Below are 15790 nucleotides of genomic sequence, written 5' to 3'. Positions count from 1 at the left end.
TGCTCAGTCGATCTGGACTCCACCGATGCCTGTGCCGGGCGGGAGATCCCTGGTCTTGGCCTTGAGCTGGCCGAAAATCGACCAGTACACCTCCTCGTCCGTCACTTCGAGATTGTCGACGGCACCAGCTCCGCCGAGGAAGAGCGGAACCTTGAATCCGACACAGTCCCCGCTCTTGGGAGTCTCCGGGTGATCGATCGTCCACTCCGCGAAGAGGTCCGTCGCCAGGTAGGTGACCGGGTCGGCGACGAACTCGACGTCGAAGAGGGTGGCAATCCCGCAGTCGATCTCGAACGCGTCGCCCGATCCGGGTTCGATCAGCAGTAGTTGGCTGACCATGCCGGCCTCTTCGTCGAGAAGTCCGGCGTACTGTCGCCCGAGCCAATCCTTCGCGACCGGGAGGATTCGGTTGGTGTACTCGGGAAACGCCTCCTTGATGAGGGACTGCGCGCGGCGCATCTCGCCTTCCGAGTGCACTCGGACAATGCCGTTTCCGAAGGAAGCTCCGGCCCCGATTGCCGCCAGCTCCGCGAACCCTTCGAGGGCTGCCAGTCGTGGATCGCTGCTGGAGACCGTCATTCCGGTCGAGTCGGGTGGATAGTGTGAAACGAACTCGCGGTACATCTTCACCCCTTGCGGCCGACTGTCGAGCTTGGAACCTGGCGGACGGATGTCGCCTGGAGTTTAGGTGGGCGGGGATCGCGCTGCCCGAAAACGGCCGAATGGCCGGCCCCGGTAAGGGATCGGCCATTCGGTGGGACGGCTCAGCGCAGCAGGTACGCGTCAATGATGGTCTGGTCCACGGAGTTGCCAGCGTTGTCGGCGGCGGTGGCGTGCAAAGAGACCGTCTTGGCGTCGGCGGGGTGGTGCAAAGTGGCGTAACCGCCGACGACGGGAACGGTCTGCCAAGTCAAGCCGGAGTCGTAGGAGACCTGCAAAGAACGCAAGTGCTGCCGGGACGTGGTGCCGGGCTGGTCCTGGACGGAAACGGGAAGGCAGAAGGTGCCCCGGGGAGCGGTGCCGTTGTCGTCCAGAGCGGGGGTGAAGCGGACGGCGGAGACGGGGTACTGGGAGACGCCGGCCTTGGGTGCGCCGGAGAAAGTCCAAGTGGCGCTGACCTTCGTCGCCTGGGCATGGCCGGTCCGAGTGGCCTCGGTGGTCACGCGGTAGGAGGCCTTCCCGGCAGGCAGGGTGAAGCGGCCGGAGCCGGCCTGGTTGGTCTGCCCGAACAGAACGCCGTCACGGTAGAGCTTGGTCGACGCGGAGGTGGTGGCGGAGAAGCCGGCATTGCCGGAACCGTCGCCGAAAAGGGGAGTGGCGACGACCATGAGGTCACCGCGTTGCTGCACCCACAAATCGTCGCGGGTGTCAGGGAAAGCGGGGCCGAAAACGCCGCGGTGGACGGACTCGGAGTAGGTGTAGCCGGGAGCGTAGTACCTGACCGGACCCTCGAAGTCCTCGTAGTTGTCGCCGGGAAGGCTGACCCGCCGGGCCCAATCGACATTGTCGCCGCCGAAGAACTCCTTGTGCAGACCGGGTTTGACCGGGAAAGGCTGGTCGTAACCCCAGTCGTTACGGGCGTTGTGCGGCATGGAGGTCAACCACAGGTAGGCCTCGCCGACATTGCCGACCTGGACGTTGACAGTGGCGAGGTCCTTGGCTTTGACCACAGTGGACAGACCGGTTTGCGCGCCGCCCTTGCGGTACCAGGAAAGACCGTACACGCCGGCGTCACTGCTCCAGGTGGTGGCGACCTCGCCGGTGGCCTCGCCGGCGGGAGCATCCGGTCCGAGCTGGGCGAAGCCGACGTCGCCGACGTAACCGCTGCGCTCGAAGTTGGTGATGGTCCAACGGTTGGCCCCGGCGATCCGCTGGAACCCGACCTTCAACTGCGCCAGCTGGGCCTTGGCATCGGGCAGCTTGACGTCCAGAGGCCTGGCCGTACGGGCGTCGAGGTCGATGGTGGTGGCCTTGCTGACGCGAAGGTTGGGTGCGCTGATCACGTCGTAGCCGTTGGATGACGAAGTCGAGACGGAGCCGGACAGAAGGTATCGCCCGGCCGGCAGGCGCTGAACCACCTTGCCGGCAACGAAGTCCGCGGGGGAGAAGAGCTCGCCGGTGTCCACATTGGTCACGAAGAAGTGCGCGTAGTCGGGTGCGGCACCGGTGCGGTCGTGCGCGGTGAAGGTGACGTCGTAGCTCTCGACCTCAAGATCGATCTCGATGGCCGTGCGGACGCTCATGGTGCCGCTGGTGGCCACGACAGCACCGCCGAACTTGCCGCCGTTGGGGGCTTTGCTCACCTCGGCGCTGACGGTGGCCGCCGCGGTGCCGCCGGCCGGCACGGTCAGCTGGGCCGGTGACACACCGAAAACGCCGTTGCTGTCGGTCTTCAACGAGAGCGTCAGTGGCGCGGTGCCGGTGTTGGTGTACGTGATTTCCTTGGTGGCAGCGGGCTTTCCGACATGCGGCCATTGCTGCGGATCGAAGCCGAGGCTGATCGGCGAGGCGGTGACGGTCTGGGTGAGCACCTTGGCCGAGTCGACCCGGCCGGCGCCCTGCTCGAACGGCGTCGCGCCGGGCGTCGGCGTGCTGGCCCCGACGAGCAGCGCCTTCAGTTGTGCGCCAGTGAGATCGGGGTGCTGCTGGGCCAGCAGCGCGGCCGCGCCGGCAACGTGCGGGGTGGCCATGGACGTGCCGGACAGCTTGGTGTAGCCGTCGGCGGCCGGGTCGCCGATCTTGGCGGTCGTGCTCAGCGCGGCGGTGATGTCCACGCCGGGTGCGGTGATGTCCGGCTTGATCAAACCGCCCTCGACACGGGGACCGCGGCCGGAGAACTCGGCGATCTGGTTGTCCCGGTCGACCGCGCCGACGGTGAGCGCCGCGTCGGCGCTCCCGGGCGAGTCGATGGTGCCCTTGACCGGGCCGTAGTTGCCGGCGGCGATCACGAACAGCACGCCGTACTTGGCCGACAAGGTGTTCACGGCCTCTTCGACCGGGTCGATGTCGGGGCCGTTGTCGCCGCCGAGACTCATGTTGATCACCTTGGCGCCGTTCTCGGCGGCCCACTGCATGCCCTCGATGATGCCCGAGTCGGCACCGGAACCGTTGTCCCCCAGCACCTTCACGTCAAGGATGCGCGCGCCCGGCGCGACACCGCGATACCTGCCGCCGGACTTCGCGCCGGTGCCGGCGACGATCGACGCCACGTGGGTGCCGTGGCCGTAGTGGTCCTTGTCATCGGCGGAGCCGGAGAAGTTCTTCTCGCCGATCTCCTGCGTGGCCAGGTCGGGATGGGCGTTGTCGACGCCGGTGTCGAGCACGGCGACGGTCACCCCGGTACCGGTGTAACCGGCGGCCCACGCGGTCGGCGCGCCGATCTGCGGCACGCTGTGGTCGAGCGTGGCGTGCTTCTGCCCGTCCAACCAGATCTTGGCGATGCCGTTGCTCTGCAAGGCGTTGGCCCGCAGCGAGGAACCGGTGAGGTCGCGCCAGAACGTGGCCGGGTCGGCCTTCACCGCCGTCGCGTTGATGCTCGGCAGGTCCATCGCCCCGGTCGTCCGGGCCAGCGCCCGCCGCGTCCCCGAGTACTGGACGATCAACGGCAGCGTGCCGTGGTAGGCCCGCAGCGCGTCGACGTCGAACAGCCGCAGGTCGACGGTCTTGGCCGCCAGCAACGACATCGCGTCCTCGGGGATCACGTAGCTGTGGCCCGGGGACTGGTAGCTGGTGAAGTGCACGTTCTCCCGGCCGGGGGCCGGCAGCAGCCGGCCGGGGCCGCCGTTGGTGGCCGGGATGACCTTGTCGCCGGTGAGCAGCGTGACGGCGTCGGCCGGCGCGGGTCCGGGTGATGCCCCGGCGACCGCCGGAAGGCCCGCCATGGCCAGGAAAACGGCGAGCAAGATGCCACCACGCCGACGGAGCACTGGTACCTCCCGGTGAGCAGGGTTTGACGGAAGGTAATGGCCCGGTCATGGGCTTCACAAGCGCCGTCCGGATGCAAAGCCACGACTTGTTTTAACTAATGCAGAAAGGGGTTTATATGTTGGCCGCCTCGAACCTTGCGGGCCAGAAACTCACACGTTCTTGACATGGCAACGGTGTGCGATCAAGGTGTCCGCATGAGTGACCTGGCTCTCATCCGCACCCAGCGGCGGCGCGCCGCGGTCGCGAGCACCATCGGCACCTCGATCGAGTGGTACGACTTCTTCCTCTACAACACGGCTGCGGCGTTGATCTTTCCGCACCTGTTCTTTCCCGGTGGCACGCCGTACGCGGGGACCCTGGCCGCGTTCGGCACGCAGTTCGTCGGCTTCGCCGCCCGGCCGATCGGCGCAGCGCTGTTCGGCCACTTCGGCGACCGGATCGGCCGCCGCGGCACGCTGATCGGCACGCTGCTGACGATGGGCATCGGCACCCTGCTGATCGGCTGCCTGCCCACGGCGGCGTCGATCGGCCTCGCCGCACCGGTGCTGCTGACGATCCTGCGCATCGTGCAGGGCATCGGAGTCGGCGGCGAGTGGGGCGGCTCGGTGCTGCTGGCCATGGAGTGGGGTGACCAGAACAAACGCGGGTTCATGGCCAGCCTGCCGCAGTTGGGTGTGCCGATCGGGCTGCTGCTGTCCACGGGTGTGGTGCGCCTGATCTCCACCTGGGCCGGCGACGGCTTCCTGGCCTGGGCCTGGCGGATCCCGTTCCTGCTCAGCGTGGTGCTGATCGGGATCGGCCTGTACGTCCGGTTGCGTGTGCTGGAATCGCCGCAGTTCGAGAGCGTGGTGGCCAAGGCGGCCGTTGTGCGCCAACCGGTCTGGCGGGCCATCGTGGACCACCCGCGCGAGGTGCTCAGCTCCGCGTTCCTGCGGATGGCCGAGCAGGCGCCGTTCTATCTGTTCACGAACTTCGTGCTGACCTACGGCACCAAGCAGCTCAAGCTGAACCAGGACGACCTGCTTGGCTACACCCTGATCGCCGCCGCGTTCGGCGTCGTGTGCGTGCCGCTGTTCGGCTGGCTGTCCGACCGCATCGGCCGCAAGCTCATGTACGGCATCGGAATCGGCTGCGTCGGCTTGTTCGCGTTCCCGTACTTCGGTTTGCTGGACACCAAAGTCACCGGCCTCGTGCTGCTGGCCATCATCGCTTCCCTGGTGTTCCACGCCATGCAGTACGGCCCGCAGGCGGCGCTGATCGCGGAGTCCTTCGGCACCAACGTCCGCTACTCCGGCGCCGGCCTCGGCTATCAGCTGGCCTCGGTGATCGCCGGCGGCCCCGCGCCCCTGATCGCCACCGCCATCCTCGCCGGCACCGCCTCCAGCACGTGGATCAGCTGGTACATCGTCGGCTGCGCCGTCGTAGCCTTCCTCGGCCTCCTCGCCCTACCCCAGCGCACCCCCGCCGCGCAAGCCTGAACGCTTGGAAGGGGCCTTCCTCCACTCCGAGTGTTGGAAGGCCCCCTTCCAAGCATCAACTACTTGGTGCCTAGCACGCCGTCGAAGCGGCGGGGGATGCCGAGGGGGTTGCCGGCCTGGAGCTCCGGCGGCAACAGGTCCTCGGGCCAGCTCTGGTACGACACCGGCACCAGCCAGCGCCGGATGGCCGTGGAGCCGACGGAGGTGAACAGGGCGTTGGTGGTGGCCGGCCACGGGCCGCCGTGCTGCATGCCCCACGCCACGGCCACGCCGGTCGGCCACGCGTTGAAGATCAGCCGCCCGGCGACGGCCTGCAAAGCGGAACCGATGCGCCCGGCCAGCGCGTGCTCGGACGAGGAAGCGTGCACGGTCGCGGTCAGCGAACCCGGCAGCTGCGGGAGAACCTCCAGCAGCTCCTCGGGATCGGTGTACGTGACGACCACGCCCGCCGGCCCGAAGTGCTCCTCGGTCAGTGTGCCGAGGTTGGCGGCGAACGTCTTCAGCTCGGTGGTGAACAGCTTCGGCGCCACGCTGTAGCCCTGCGCCGGGTCGGACCCCGTAGCGGCCAGCTCGACGAGATCGCTGGCGGCCAACGAGTCCACACCGGACTGATAGCCCTGCTGCATACGCTCGTTGAGCATCGGCCCGCCGGAAGAAGCGCCAACGGCAGCGGTCAGCGCCTCCACCATCGACGCCGGCGCGAAGGTCAGCCCGGGGTTGGTGCAGAACTGGCCGACGCCAAGGGTCAAAGACCCGGCGAAGCCGGCCGCTGTCTCCGCGGTGGCCGCGCCCGGCAGGATCACGGTCGGGTTGACGCTGCCCAGCTCGCCGTAGAACGGGATCGGGTCGGGCCGGCCGCTGGCCAGGTCGAACAGGGCCCGCCCGCCGCCGGTGGACCCGGTGAAGCCGACCGCCTTGACCGACGGGTGCTTGACCAGTGCAGGACCGGCCTCCAACCCGTGCACGATGCCGAAAACGCCCTCCGGCAACGCCGAAGCCACGATCCGCGCGGTCTCCACCGACGTCGTCGGGTGCGACGGGTGCGACTTCACGATCACCGGCGAGCCGGCGGCCAGCGCCGACGCGGTGTCGCCGCCGGCCACGGAGAAGGCGAACGGGAAGTTGCTGGCCGCGAACACGCCGACTACGCCGATCGGCCGCAGGATGCGGCGCAGCTCGGGCCGCGGCGGCACGGTGTTGGCGTCCGCGGTGTCGAGGGTGGCCTCGAGGTAGCTGCCCTCACGGAGCACGGAAGCGAACAGCCGCAACTGGTTCGTGGTCCGCTTGAGCTCGCCGGTCAGCCGGGGCAGGCCCAGCGCGGTCTCACTGTCCGCAGTGGACACCAGCAGCTCGGACTCCGCGTCCAGCGCGTCGGCCACCCGCTCCAGCGCCTCGGCCCGGTCGGCCGAAGTCGTTGCCGACCAACCAGAAGCGACAGCCTTGGCGACGATAAGATCCAGTTCTGCGTCCGAAGTGGACGGGACCGGTGAACCGAAAGCCTCCCCGGTGCGAGGGTTGTACCCTTGCACAGCGGTCATTGCGTTGCCTCCTTGACGGCGGTGTCCCAGGCGGATGTCACCCAGACGCCGCCAACGTAGTTCAGCTCGGGGCCGTCCGGCGCGGGCATGCCGTGCTCGGCGATGACCTCGTCGGCGAACCGCTCCGAGTCGTCCTCCGACTGATATCCCAACGCTTTTGCCTCGTCCAGCGATACCCAGCGCCGGGTGTTGTCGGACACGCCCCAGATCACCCGGTACCCGGGCGAGGGGGTGGCCAAACACGCCTCCAGCATGCGGGCGCAGTCGTCGGGGGACAGCCACGTGGACAGCATCCGGACGTCCCGCGGCTTCTCGAAGCACGAGCCGATCCGGACGGCGATCACGTCGAGGCCGTAGCGGTCGGAGTACAGCGCCCCCAGCGCCTCCACGGCGACCTTGCTGACGCCGTAGTACGTGTCAGGGCGCGGGAAGGCGTAGTCCGGGGTGTCCTCGGCGCCACGGCGGTGGTAGCCCGCGGCGTGGTTGGAGCTGGCCAGGATCACGCGCTTGACGCCGTTGCGCCGGGCGGCCTCCAGGACCGTGTGGGTGCCGTCGATGTTGACGGACAGGATGTCCTTCCACGGCTGCTCGAGGCTGTGCCCGCCGAGGTGGATCACGGCGTCCACGCCGGCACACGCGGCGTCCATCGCGGCCTGGTCGGTCACCGACCCGGTGAGCAGCTCGACGTGCTCGCCGTCGGCGCCGGTCGGCAGCTCGCCGATGTCCAGCAGCCGCAGGACCCGGCCGGCGGCGGCGAGTCTTGGCCGCATCAGGGTGCCGACGCCGCCGGCGGCGCCAGTGATCAGGATGCGTTCGGTCACGGGATGTGGCCTCCATCTTGCAAACGTTTACAATTGCTTCAGAACGGTACTCAGCGACCGAACTGACGCAAGACCTCGGTGATGGTCCGGGCGGCGGCGAGCAGCGCCCCGACGACCTGGCGCTCGTGCTCGGCGTCCAGCCGGCCGAGCGGCACCGAACAGCTCATCGCGTCGATCACCGGGTTGCGGTACGGCAGCGCGACGGCGTAGCAGCCGAGTCCGGGGGTGTTCTCCTCGCGCTCGTGCGCGTAGCCCTCGGCGTGGAAGCGGGCGAGCTGCGCGTGCAGCTCGTTGCGGTCGGTCACGGTGTTCTGGGTCAGCGCCTCCAGGCGCTCCGGCAGCAGCGCGTCCACCTCGGGACGGCTGCGCTCGGCCAGCAGCGCCTTGCCCAGCGAGGTGGCGTGCGCGGGCAGCCGGCGGCCGACACGGGACACCACGCGCAGGTGGTGCTCCGACTCGCGGCTGGCCAGGTAGACCACGTCCGCGCCGTCCAGCCGGGCCAGGTGCACGGTCTCGTTGATCTGCTGGCGCACCTGTTCCATCACCCGGATGGCCGTACGCACGACCGGGTCGTGGTCGAGGTACGACGTGCCGACGAGCAGCGCCCGCACGCCGATGCCGTAGCTGCCGCGCTGCGGGTCGACCTCGACCCAGCCCCGGCTGACCAGGGTCTGGAGCAGCATGTACAGGCTGGACTTGGGGTAGCTGAGCTCCTTGTGCAGCTCGGTCAGCGTGAGCTGGCGCTCGGAGCGGGACATGACCTCGAGCAGCTCCACGGTTCGATCCGCGGATTTCACCGCTGCCGGCCTGGTGGGGGCCGCGTTGTCGACTGCCTCTGACATCTGATCGGCCTCCAGGACCTTGACACACGGTGGTTCTGATTCTTACAGTCCGTGCCAACGTTCACAAGTACGACCGGCATTCAGATACGTGAACCGCGAGGAGAGGGTCAATGGCAGCCCCGATCTCCAGGCAGTCGGCCTCCGGGTCCGCGCCAGGGATCGCGGACGCAGCCAGGGCTCCATCGTCGCGGTGGATCACCTGATGGCGGTCGCGACAGGCGTGGGCTCGACGGCTAACGGCGGCGGTGTCGTTGAGTCCCACAAGCCCGCGAGGCGGTGCCCGACGCACCGCCTCGCGGGTACCCACCCTTCGGGTCTTGGGCAGACCGCGTCGTGGCGTGTAAACGTTTTCACGAGCAACGATCGTCACGGATGCCGTCACAGGGCGAAGTCGAGAGGTCTGGAATGCAACTGGATGGAGTGCTGTTCTTCCCGGTGACCCCGTTCACCCCGGACGGGGAGGTCGCGGAGGACGTGCTGGCCGAGCACGTCAAGCACGGCGTCGCCGCCGGACCCGGCGGGGTGTTCGTGGCCTGCGGCACCGGTGAGTTCCACGCCCTCGAGCCCGAGGAGTTCGAGCGCACGGTGCGCGTCGCCGTCGAGGCGACCGCCGGGCGCGTGCCCGTCTTCGCCGGGGCTGGCGGCTCCCTCCCGATGGCCCGCAAGTTCGCCGCCGCCGCGAAGAACGCCGGCGCGGACGGCATTCTGCTGCTGCCCCCGTACCTCGTCGGCTGCCCGGCGCCCGGTGTGGCCCGCTACGTCACTGAGGTCGCCGCCTCCACCGACCTGCCGGTGATCGTCTACCAGCGCAACAACGCCGTCTTCACGCCCGAGGCCGCGGTCGAGGTGGCCAAGCTGCCCAACGTGATCGGCTTCAAGGACGGCATCGGCGACCTGGACCTGATGCAGCGCATCGTGCTGTCGGTCCGGGAGAACGTCGACAAGCCGTTCCAGTTCTTCAACGGCCTGCCCACGGCCGAGATGACCCAGCCGGCCTACCGCGGCATCGGCGTCGAGCTCTACAGCTCCGCCGTGTTCTGCTTCGCGCCGGAGATCTCGCTGGCCTTTTACAACGCTGTCACGGCCGGCGACACCGACAAGGTCAACGCCCTGCTGCACGGCTTCTACAAGCCGCTGGTCGAGCTGCGCGACAAGGTGCCCGGCTACGCCGTGTCCCTGGTCAAGGCGGCCGTCGTGCGCGGCGGCCTGGACGTTGGCGGCGTGCGGCCGCCGCTGCTCGACCCGACCGAGGAGCACCTGGCCGAACTGGACCGCATCATCGAGGCCGGCCGGAAGCTGATCGCGGAATGAAGATCACCGAGATCAACCTGACGCCGATCGCCTTCCGCGACCCGCCGCTGCTGAACTCGGTCGGCGTGCACGAGCCCCTGGCCCTGCGCACGATCATCGAGATCCACACCGACGAGGGCGTCAGCGGTCTCGGCGAGACCTACGGCGACGCCGGGCATCTGGAGCGCACCCGCAAGGTCCTGCCGGGGCTGATCGGCCTTGACGTCTACGACCTCAACGGCCTGCACGCGGCGGTGGCCGCCGGGCTGGGCGGCACGATCGGCTCCGACCAGCACGGCCTGACCGGCCAGATGTCCAGCATCGGCACCGTCGACCGGGTCTTCTCCCCGTTCGAGGTGGCCTGCCTCGACATCCAGGGCAAGCACCAGGGCCGCCCGGTGGTGGACCTGTTGGGCGGCAAGGTCCGCGACGCCGTGCCGTACAGCGCCTACCTGTTCTACAAGTGGGCCGGGCACCCCGGTGCCGAACCGGACCAGTGGGGCGAAGCGCTGGACCCGGCCGGCATCGTGGCCCAGGCGCGCACGCTGATCGACGAGTACGGCTTCGGCTCGATCAAGCTCAAGGGCGGCGTCTTTCCTCCGGAGGAGGAAATGGAGGCCATCCGCGCGCTGCGCGAGGCGTTCCCGAACCACCCGCTGCGCCTGGACCCGAACGCCGTGTGGACGCCGGACACCTCGGTGAAGGTGGCCGAGCAGCTGGACGGCGTGCTGGAGTACCTCGAGGACCCGACGGCCGACATCGAGGGCATGGCCGAGGTCGCCTCCCGGGTGGAAATTCCGTTGGCCACCAACATGTGCGTGGTGTCCTTCGACCACCTGCCGCCGGCGATCCGGCAGAACGCCATCCAGGTGCTGCTGTCCGACCACCACTACTGGGGCGGTCTGACCCGGTCCCGCAGCCTCGCGCTGCTGTGCGACACCTTCGGCATCGGGCTGTCCATGCACTCCAACTCGCACCTGGGCATCAGCCTGGCGGCGATGACGCATCTGGCCGCCGCCACCCCGAACCTGCGCTACGCCTGCGACACACACTATCCGTGGAACGCCGCGGACGACGTCGTGAAGCCGGGCGCACTGTCCTTCGTGGACGGTGCGGTGCCCGTGCCGAGCGGGCCCGGCCTGGGGGTCGAGCTCGATCGGGACGCGCTTGCCGTGGCGCATCAGCGTTTCCTGGACACCGACATCCGCGGCCGGGACGACACCGGCTACATGCAGCGGGTCGTCCCGTCGTACGAGAGGAAGAACCCCCGGTGGTGACCACGCTCGCCCACGCCTACTCGTGGGACCTGGTCGGCGACGACGCCGCGGCGGAGCGGTTCGCCGGCCTCGGCGTCGGCGCGGTCGCCCTGGCGGCGTCGTACCACACCACCCGGGCCGCTACGCCGCTGCACCCGCGGCACCGGATGATCGACGCCCGGCACGCCGCTTCGTACGTGCCGGTGCGGACGCAAGCGTGGCAGGGCAAGCGACTCGTGCCGGCGGAACCGTCCTGGGTGGACGGTGACTCGTTCGGTGTCGCGGCGGAGCGGCTGCGGGCGGTCGGTCTTCCCGTGCACGCCTGGACCGTGCTCACGCACTCCAGCCGTCTCGGGGACTCCAACCCGGACCTCGTGGTGCAGAACGCTTTCGGTGATCGATACCCGTACGCGCTGTGCCCGGCGCAGGCCGATGTCGTCGAGTACTGCGAGACCCTGGTTTCCGAGATCGTCCACAGTGGATCGCTGGACGGTGTCGTGCTGGAGGCCTGCGGGCCGCTGGGCTTCGTGCACGGCGGGCACCACGAGAAGACCGACGGCACCGACTGGTCGCCGGCCCAGACACAGCTGCTGTCGCTGTGCTTCTGCACCGCCTGCATCGGCCTGTACGGCGACGCCGGCATCGACGTGGTGGCCTTCCGGCGGACCGTGAAGGCCGGTGTCGACGGCCGGGCCGAGAGCGTTCGCGCAGCGTTGGGGGAGCAGCTGGCCGACACCGTTTCCGGTGTCCGCACGGGGCTTTCCCGTGGCCTGCGGCAGCTTCTGGTCGGCCGGATCAAGGAGCTCAACCCGTCCGCCAAGATCATCGCCCACGCCGCGGCCGACGAGTGGGCCACCGGCCCGTTCGCCACCGTGGCCGGTGGGGTCGACGCCGACGTGGACACGCTGACCTTCACCGCGTGGCCCGGGCCCGACGCCGCCCTGCCCGTGCTGAAGGCGTTGCAGGGCATCACCGACAAGGCGCTCGCCGCCTACGTCCTCGCCCTGCCGCCGCGTCCCGTCGACGGCGCCGCCCTGGCCGCCGAATGGCAGCAGTACCTCGACGCCGGCGCGTCCGAATTGCACGTCTACCACCCGGGTCTGGCCTCCCAGGGCCGTTTGGACGCCATCCGCGACGCCCTCTCCCGCCTCCCCTGACCCCGCCGCCCCTCTCGGCACATGCGGTCCGGATGTGCCGAATGGAGGCAAGTCCGACGCGCATGTGACATTTGCTCCCCGGTGGCCGCCGATACTGCTCGGCGGCCACCGGGCGCAGTACTATTGGTCACCCATGGGAGGTGACCACATGTCCGCTTCGGTCTCGTTCGACCCGCTCGTCGAGCTCGCCGGCATGTGGACCACGGAGCTGGCCGAGCGCTACCTCCCGGACCCCGGGCTGTTGCCGAGCAAGTACGAGTGCGTTGACGGGAACCTGATCTTGAGCCCGTACGAGGCCGGCCCGAACGTGTACGCCGCGGACGAGTTACGCGGCCTGTTCAAGGGGCCGGCCCGGGCCGTCGGCCTGCGCGTGTACACCACGGTCAACCTCCAGATGACCGCGCAGCGGTGGATCCAGCCCGACATCACGGTGATGCGCTCGCCGGTGCCGAGCACCTGGGCCCAGGCCGCCGACGCCGTGGTGGTCGGCGAGTTCGTCTCGCCCTCCTCGCGCCAGCGCGACCGCCTCGACAAGCCGGCCATGTGCGCCCGTGAGGGCATCCCGTACTACCTGCGCGGCGAGGTCGACCTGCGCACCGAGACCGCCACCCTGTGGTTCTACCGGCTCGAGGACGGCGAGTACCAGGAGGTCGCGGTGGCCCACACCGGCGGCCGCTTCGAGATCACCGAGCCGTTCCCGGTCTGCTTCGACCCGATCCAGCTGCTAGACCTGTGACCGGACCCGCGCGGCCCGCTGCTGCGTGAGGTACCGCTGGATGCCCAGCGTCACCGCCAGGTAGAGCACGATGGTCGACGACCCGAGCCCGGCCGGCGCGCCCTGTCGCTCGGACAGGTAGTCGATGCCGAAGTGCCGACCGACGGCGACCAGCCACAGCACCAGCATCTGCCAGGTGCCCTGCCGCCGATCAGCACGTTCACCCCGACGTTCACGCCCCGGATCACGGCCGCACGACCGTGGTAGCGCTATCCGGCAAGGGCGATGCAACCCATCCCGGTGGTGACTCCGTCCCTGGTGCATGAAGGGACTGACGACAGTGGTCGGCGCGGGCGCGCTGGTGTTGGCGATCGGCGCCTGCGGCCAGACCTCGACCCGGACGACGACCCAGCCCGGCAGTGAGCCTGGGGCCAACGGCATCGCCGCCAGTGGCCAGGGCAGCCTTCGTGACGTGCCGGCGGCCCAGGTCGACACCAGCAGGCTGCCGGCGGGCTATCCCGCGCGGGTCCAGCTGGACGACAACGGCGCCGTGCTGACCGTCCAGGGTCAGGAGGGCGGGTGCGAGCACTCGCGCGCGCAGCTGACCGCTCAGGACCCGGGCGAGGTGCACGTGGTGCTCGTCCGGGACCTCACCGACACCAACCGGGTCTGCACCAAGGAGCTGCGGCTGACGCAGCTGACCGTGCAGCTGGACAAACCGCTGGCCGAGCGCAAGGTCGTGCTCGAGGAGAGGACAGTGCGGTCATGACGAAGCCAACCACCGGGCGCCCGGCCGGCTCGCCCCAGCCGGCTGGGCGCCGTCCCCACAGCCGGCGCAGAGCGGCCCTGCCGCAGCTGTCGGGACACCGCTGGCTCAGAGCCGCGGTCCTCGGCACCGGACTGCTCGTCCTGGCCGCCTGCGGCAAGGCCGTGAGCACCGGGGCCAACGTCCCGGTCGGCGATTCTTCGCCCAGCATCACCGGGTCCGCCCCGACGAGCACTCCGTCGCCGTCCGGCTCCGGGGCTCCCACCTCCGGCGCCCCGACCTCCGACGCCGGCACGCCGCCCAAGGCCAGCGGCCCGACCGTGCCGCCGAACCAGGTCACCTACGTCGCCCCCGAAGCCGTGCCGGACACCGTATGGCAGCAGGACGACGGCAAGACCCTCGTCCTGATGGCCGAGGAGGGCGGCTGCTCCAAGGTCGACGCCCAGGTCACCAAGCAGACCGCCGACGAGGTCGACATCACGCTGCTCACCGTGGCCACTACGCAGAAGATCTGCCCGCAGTACATCCGCAACGTCCCCGTGGCCGCGCACCTCGACGCCCCGCTCGGCACCCGCAAGGTCGTGCTCACCATGAAGACCGGGGTGCAACGCTAGACCCGCCGCCGGCGATAACCCGCGTTGTCCGTCGACGAGAGGCGACCGCGATGGCTCGGGTGCTCGGATGCGTGCTGGTGGCCGCGATGGCCGCCCTGGTCGTGCTGATGCTGGTCGCCTCGCCCGACAAGGCGGGCGAGGGTGGCCCGGTGTTCGGCGTGCTGCTCGCGGCCTACCTGGTCGCGTTCCTGTACGGACGCCCGGATCTGTCGGCGGTCGCGACTGGTGTGGCCGCCGCGGTGCTGTGGCTGGCCGTGGTCGCGTTGATTCCGCCCGTATCCCTTGCCCTGGCCCTGCTTTCCGTCGCCGTTGCCGGTGTCGTGGGCGTGTGGCTGACGCGCAATCCGGTGGCGGGGTTGGCCGCGGCCATGTCGTCGGCGCTGTTGATCACGACCGTCGCCTGGGCCCTGGTCACGTACGGGCCCGAACGGTTCGTGCCGGTCCTGGACGCACCCGGTGCGGCGGATCCCTTGCTGGAGAGCCGGATCGAGGCCCCCGACCCGTACGTCGGACTGCTCGCCCTCGGCGCACTGCTGGCCGTGGTGCTCGTCGCGGTCCGGCGGTTCCGGACGGTCAACGCGGCCGTCAGTACATGACCAAACCGGCGGAGACGTTGATGTCGTCGCCGGTGATGCCGCCCGCGCCGTCGCCGGCCAGGAACGTGACGACGTCGGTCACCTGCTCGGGCTGCACGAGGCGGCCGAGCGGGGAGCCGGCGGTCGCCTCCCGGTGCAGGATCTCCGGCGGCACACCACGGCTGGCCGCCATGGCGTCGACGACACCGCGGAACCGGTCGCCGTCGATCGCGCCGGGGGACACCAGGTTCACCCGGATCCCGTGCGGGCCGGCCTCGGTGGCCAGTGACCGGGTCAGCCCGATCAGCGCCGTCTTGCTGGCGGCGTAACTGGTCCGGCCGGCCAGCGGCCGCTTGCCGGTGGCCGAGCCGATGACGATCACCGACCCGGACCGCTGCCGGATCATCGTCGGCAGCACCGCGCGGCAGCACAGGAACGTGCCCAGCACGTTGGTGTCGATGACTTCGCGCCACGCGCCCGGCGAGCACTCCCACAGCGGCACCGTCGGCCCGGCGATGCCGCTGTTGTTGACCAGGACGTCGATCCGCCCGAACCGCTCGAGCACCGCCGGCACGAGCCCGTCCACCGACCGCTCGTGCCGGATGTCGCAGACCACCGGCAGCACGCCGTCGCCGATCTCCTCGGCGGCCACCGCCACCGCGTCGACGTCACGGCCGGTGATGGCGACCTCGGCCCCGGCCGCACGCAGCGCCGTGGCGATCTGCCGGCCAAGGCCCCGCACACCGCCGGTGACAACCGCGACCTTGCCGGTGAGTTCACGCATGCCGGCCATTGTTACTCCGTGCCGACG

At 69.7% G+C, this 15790-nt stretch carries 15 protein-coding genes; 8 read left to right on the top strand and 7 right to left on the bottom strand.

The genetic code is table 11. From position 1 onward, the window contains the following. Window positions 1–3: 3 nt before the first annotated feature. Together M3Q35_RS24165 and M3Q35_RS24160 are read right to left on the bottom strand one after the other, a co-directional pair. Entirely contained in the window at window positions 4–624 is a 621-nt protein-coding gene (locus tag M3Q35_RS24165) for a T6SS immunity protein Tdi1 domain-containing protein (protein ID WP_273934639.1), read from the bottom strand. 140 nt (window positions 625–764) lie between these two features. Then, window positions 765–3902, bottom strand: a complete 3138-nt coding sequence (locus tag M3Q35_RS24160; RefSeq protein WP_273934637.1) for a S8 family peptidase — start codon at window positions 3900–3902, stop codon at window positions 765–767. 219 nt (window positions 3903–4121) lie between these two features. Here M3Q35_RS24160 and M3Q35_RS24155 point away from each other — a divergent pair, with 219 nt between their 5' ends. Continuing rightward, window positions 4122–5405, top strand: a complete 1284-nt coding sequence (locus M3Q35_RS24155; protein ID WP_273934635.1) for an MFS transporter — start codon at window positions 4122–4124, stop codon at window positions 5403–5405. A 59-nt stretch (window positions 5406–5464) separates the two neighbouring features. Here the strand turns inward: M3Q35_RS24155 and M3Q35_RS24150 are convergent, their stop codons facing one another. The 3 genes from M3Q35_RS24150 to M3Q35_RS24140 are packed head-to-tail and all read right to left on the bottom strand — an operon-like array spanning window position 5465 to window position 8606. Then, a complete protein-coding gene (locus M3Q35_RS24150; RefSeq protein WP_273934633.1) occupies window positions 5465–6943 on the bottom strand; it encodes an aldehyde dehydrogenase (NADP(+)) in 1479 nt (492 codons plus the stop codon). After that, complete coding sequence (locus tag M3Q35_RS24145) at window positions 6940–7764, bottom strand: NAD-dependent epimerase/dehydratase family protein (protein WP_273934630.1); 825 nt, start codon at window positions 7762–7764, stop codon at window positions 6940–6942. Before M3Q35_RS24145 ends, M3Q35_RS24150 begins: the two co-directional genes overlap by 4 nt. A 50-nt stretch (window positions 7765–7814) precedes the next feature. Next, window positions 7815–8606 (bottom strand): IclR family transcriptional regulator, encoded by a 792-nt coding sequence (locus M3Q35_RS24140; protein ID WP_273934629.1) that lies wholly within the window; start codon window positions 8604–8606, stop codon window positions 7815–7817. Window positions 8607–9011: 405 nt separating this feature from the next. Here M3Q35_RS24140 and M3Q35_RS24135 point away from each other — a divergent pair, with 405 nt between their 5' ends. From M3Q35_RS24135 to M3Q35_RS24120, 4 genes are all read left to right on the top strand, one after another. Next, on the top strand, window positions 9012–9917 hold the full coding sequence (locus tag M3Q35_RS24135; RefSeq protein ID WP_273934626.1) for a 5-dehydro-4-deoxyglucarate dehydratase: 906 nt from the start codon (window positions 9012–9014) through the stop codon (window positions 9915–9917). Beyond that, entirely contained in the window at window positions 9914–11173 is a 1260-nt protein-coding gene (locus tag M3Q35_RS24130) for a glucarate dehydratase family protein (RefSeq protein WP_273934599.1), read from the top strand. The genes M3Q35_RS24135 and M3Q35_RS24130 overlap by 4 nt, the downstream gene beginning before the upstream one ends. Further along, window positions 11167–12309, top strand: coding sequence for a hypothetical protein (locus M3Q35_RS24125; protein ID WP_273934598.1), 1143 nt, complete (start codon window positions 11167–11169; stop codon window positions 12307–12309). The genes M3Q35_RS24130 and M3Q35_RS24125 overlap by 7 nt, the downstream gene beginning before the upstream one ends. Before the next feature lie 148 nt (window positions 12310–12457). Then, complete coding sequence (locus tag M3Q35_RS24120) at window positions 12458–13045, top strand: Uma2 family endonuclease (protein WP_273934595.1); 588 nt, start codon at window positions 12458–12460, stop codon at window positions 13043–13045. On the opposite strand, the gene M3Q35_RS24115 is transcribed toward M3Q35_RS24120, so the two are convergent. After that, window positions 13034–13213 (bottom strand): hypothetical protein, encoded by a 180-nt coding sequence (locus M3Q35_RS24115; protein ID WP_273934593.1) that lies wholly within the window; start codon window positions 13211–13213, stop codon window positions 13034–13036. The two genes, M3Q35_RS24120 and M3Q35_RS24115, sit on opposite strands and share 12 nt — an antisense overlap. 133 nt (window positions 13214–13346) lie before the next feature. On the opposite strand from M3Q35_RS24115, the gene M3Q35_RS24110 reads away from it, so the two are divergent. The 3 genes from M3Q35_RS24110 to M3Q35_RS24100 are packed head-to-tail and all read left to right on the top strand — an operon-like array spanning window position 13347 to window position 15000. Beyond that, window positions 13347–13793 carry a hypothetical protein gene (locus M3Q35_RS24110; RefSeq protein WP_273934591.1) on the top strand — a complete coding sequence of 149 codons (447 nt, stop codon included), beginning with the start codon at window positions 13347–13349 and terminating at the stop codon, window positions 13791–13793. Beyond that, window positions 13790–14404, top strand: coding sequence for a hypothetical protein (locus M3Q35_RS24105; protein ID WP_273934589.1), 615 nt, complete (start codon window positions 13790–13792; stop codon window positions 14402–14404). The genes M3Q35_RS24110 and M3Q35_RS24105 overlap by 4 nt, the downstream gene beginning before the upstream one ends. A gap of 50 nt (window positions 14405–14454) precedes the next feature. Then, complete coding sequence (locus M3Q35_RS24100) at window positions 14455–15000, top strand: hypothetical protein (protein ID WP_273934587.1); 546 nt, start codon at window positions 14455–14457, stop codon at window positions 14998–15000. On the opposite strand, the gene M3Q35_RS24095 is transcribed toward M3Q35_RS24100, so the two are convergent. Continuing rightward, entirely contained in the window at window positions 14990–15763 is a 774-nt protein-coding gene (locus tag M3Q35_RS24095; protein WP_273934585.1) for an SDR family NAD(P)-dependent oxidoreductase, read from the bottom strand. The genes M3Q35_RS24100 and M3Q35_RS24095 overlap by 11 nt on opposite strands. Between the last annotated feature and the right edge of the window lie 27 nt (window positions 15764–15790).

Source organism: Kutzneria chonburiensis, from assembly GCF_028622115.1.
Taxonomy (GTDB): domain Bacteria; phylum Actinomycetota; class Actinomycetes; order Mycobacteriales; family Pseudonocardiaceae; genus Kutzneria; species Kutzneria chonburiensis.
This window is presented reverse-complemented; position numbering and strand designations above follow the sequence as displayed.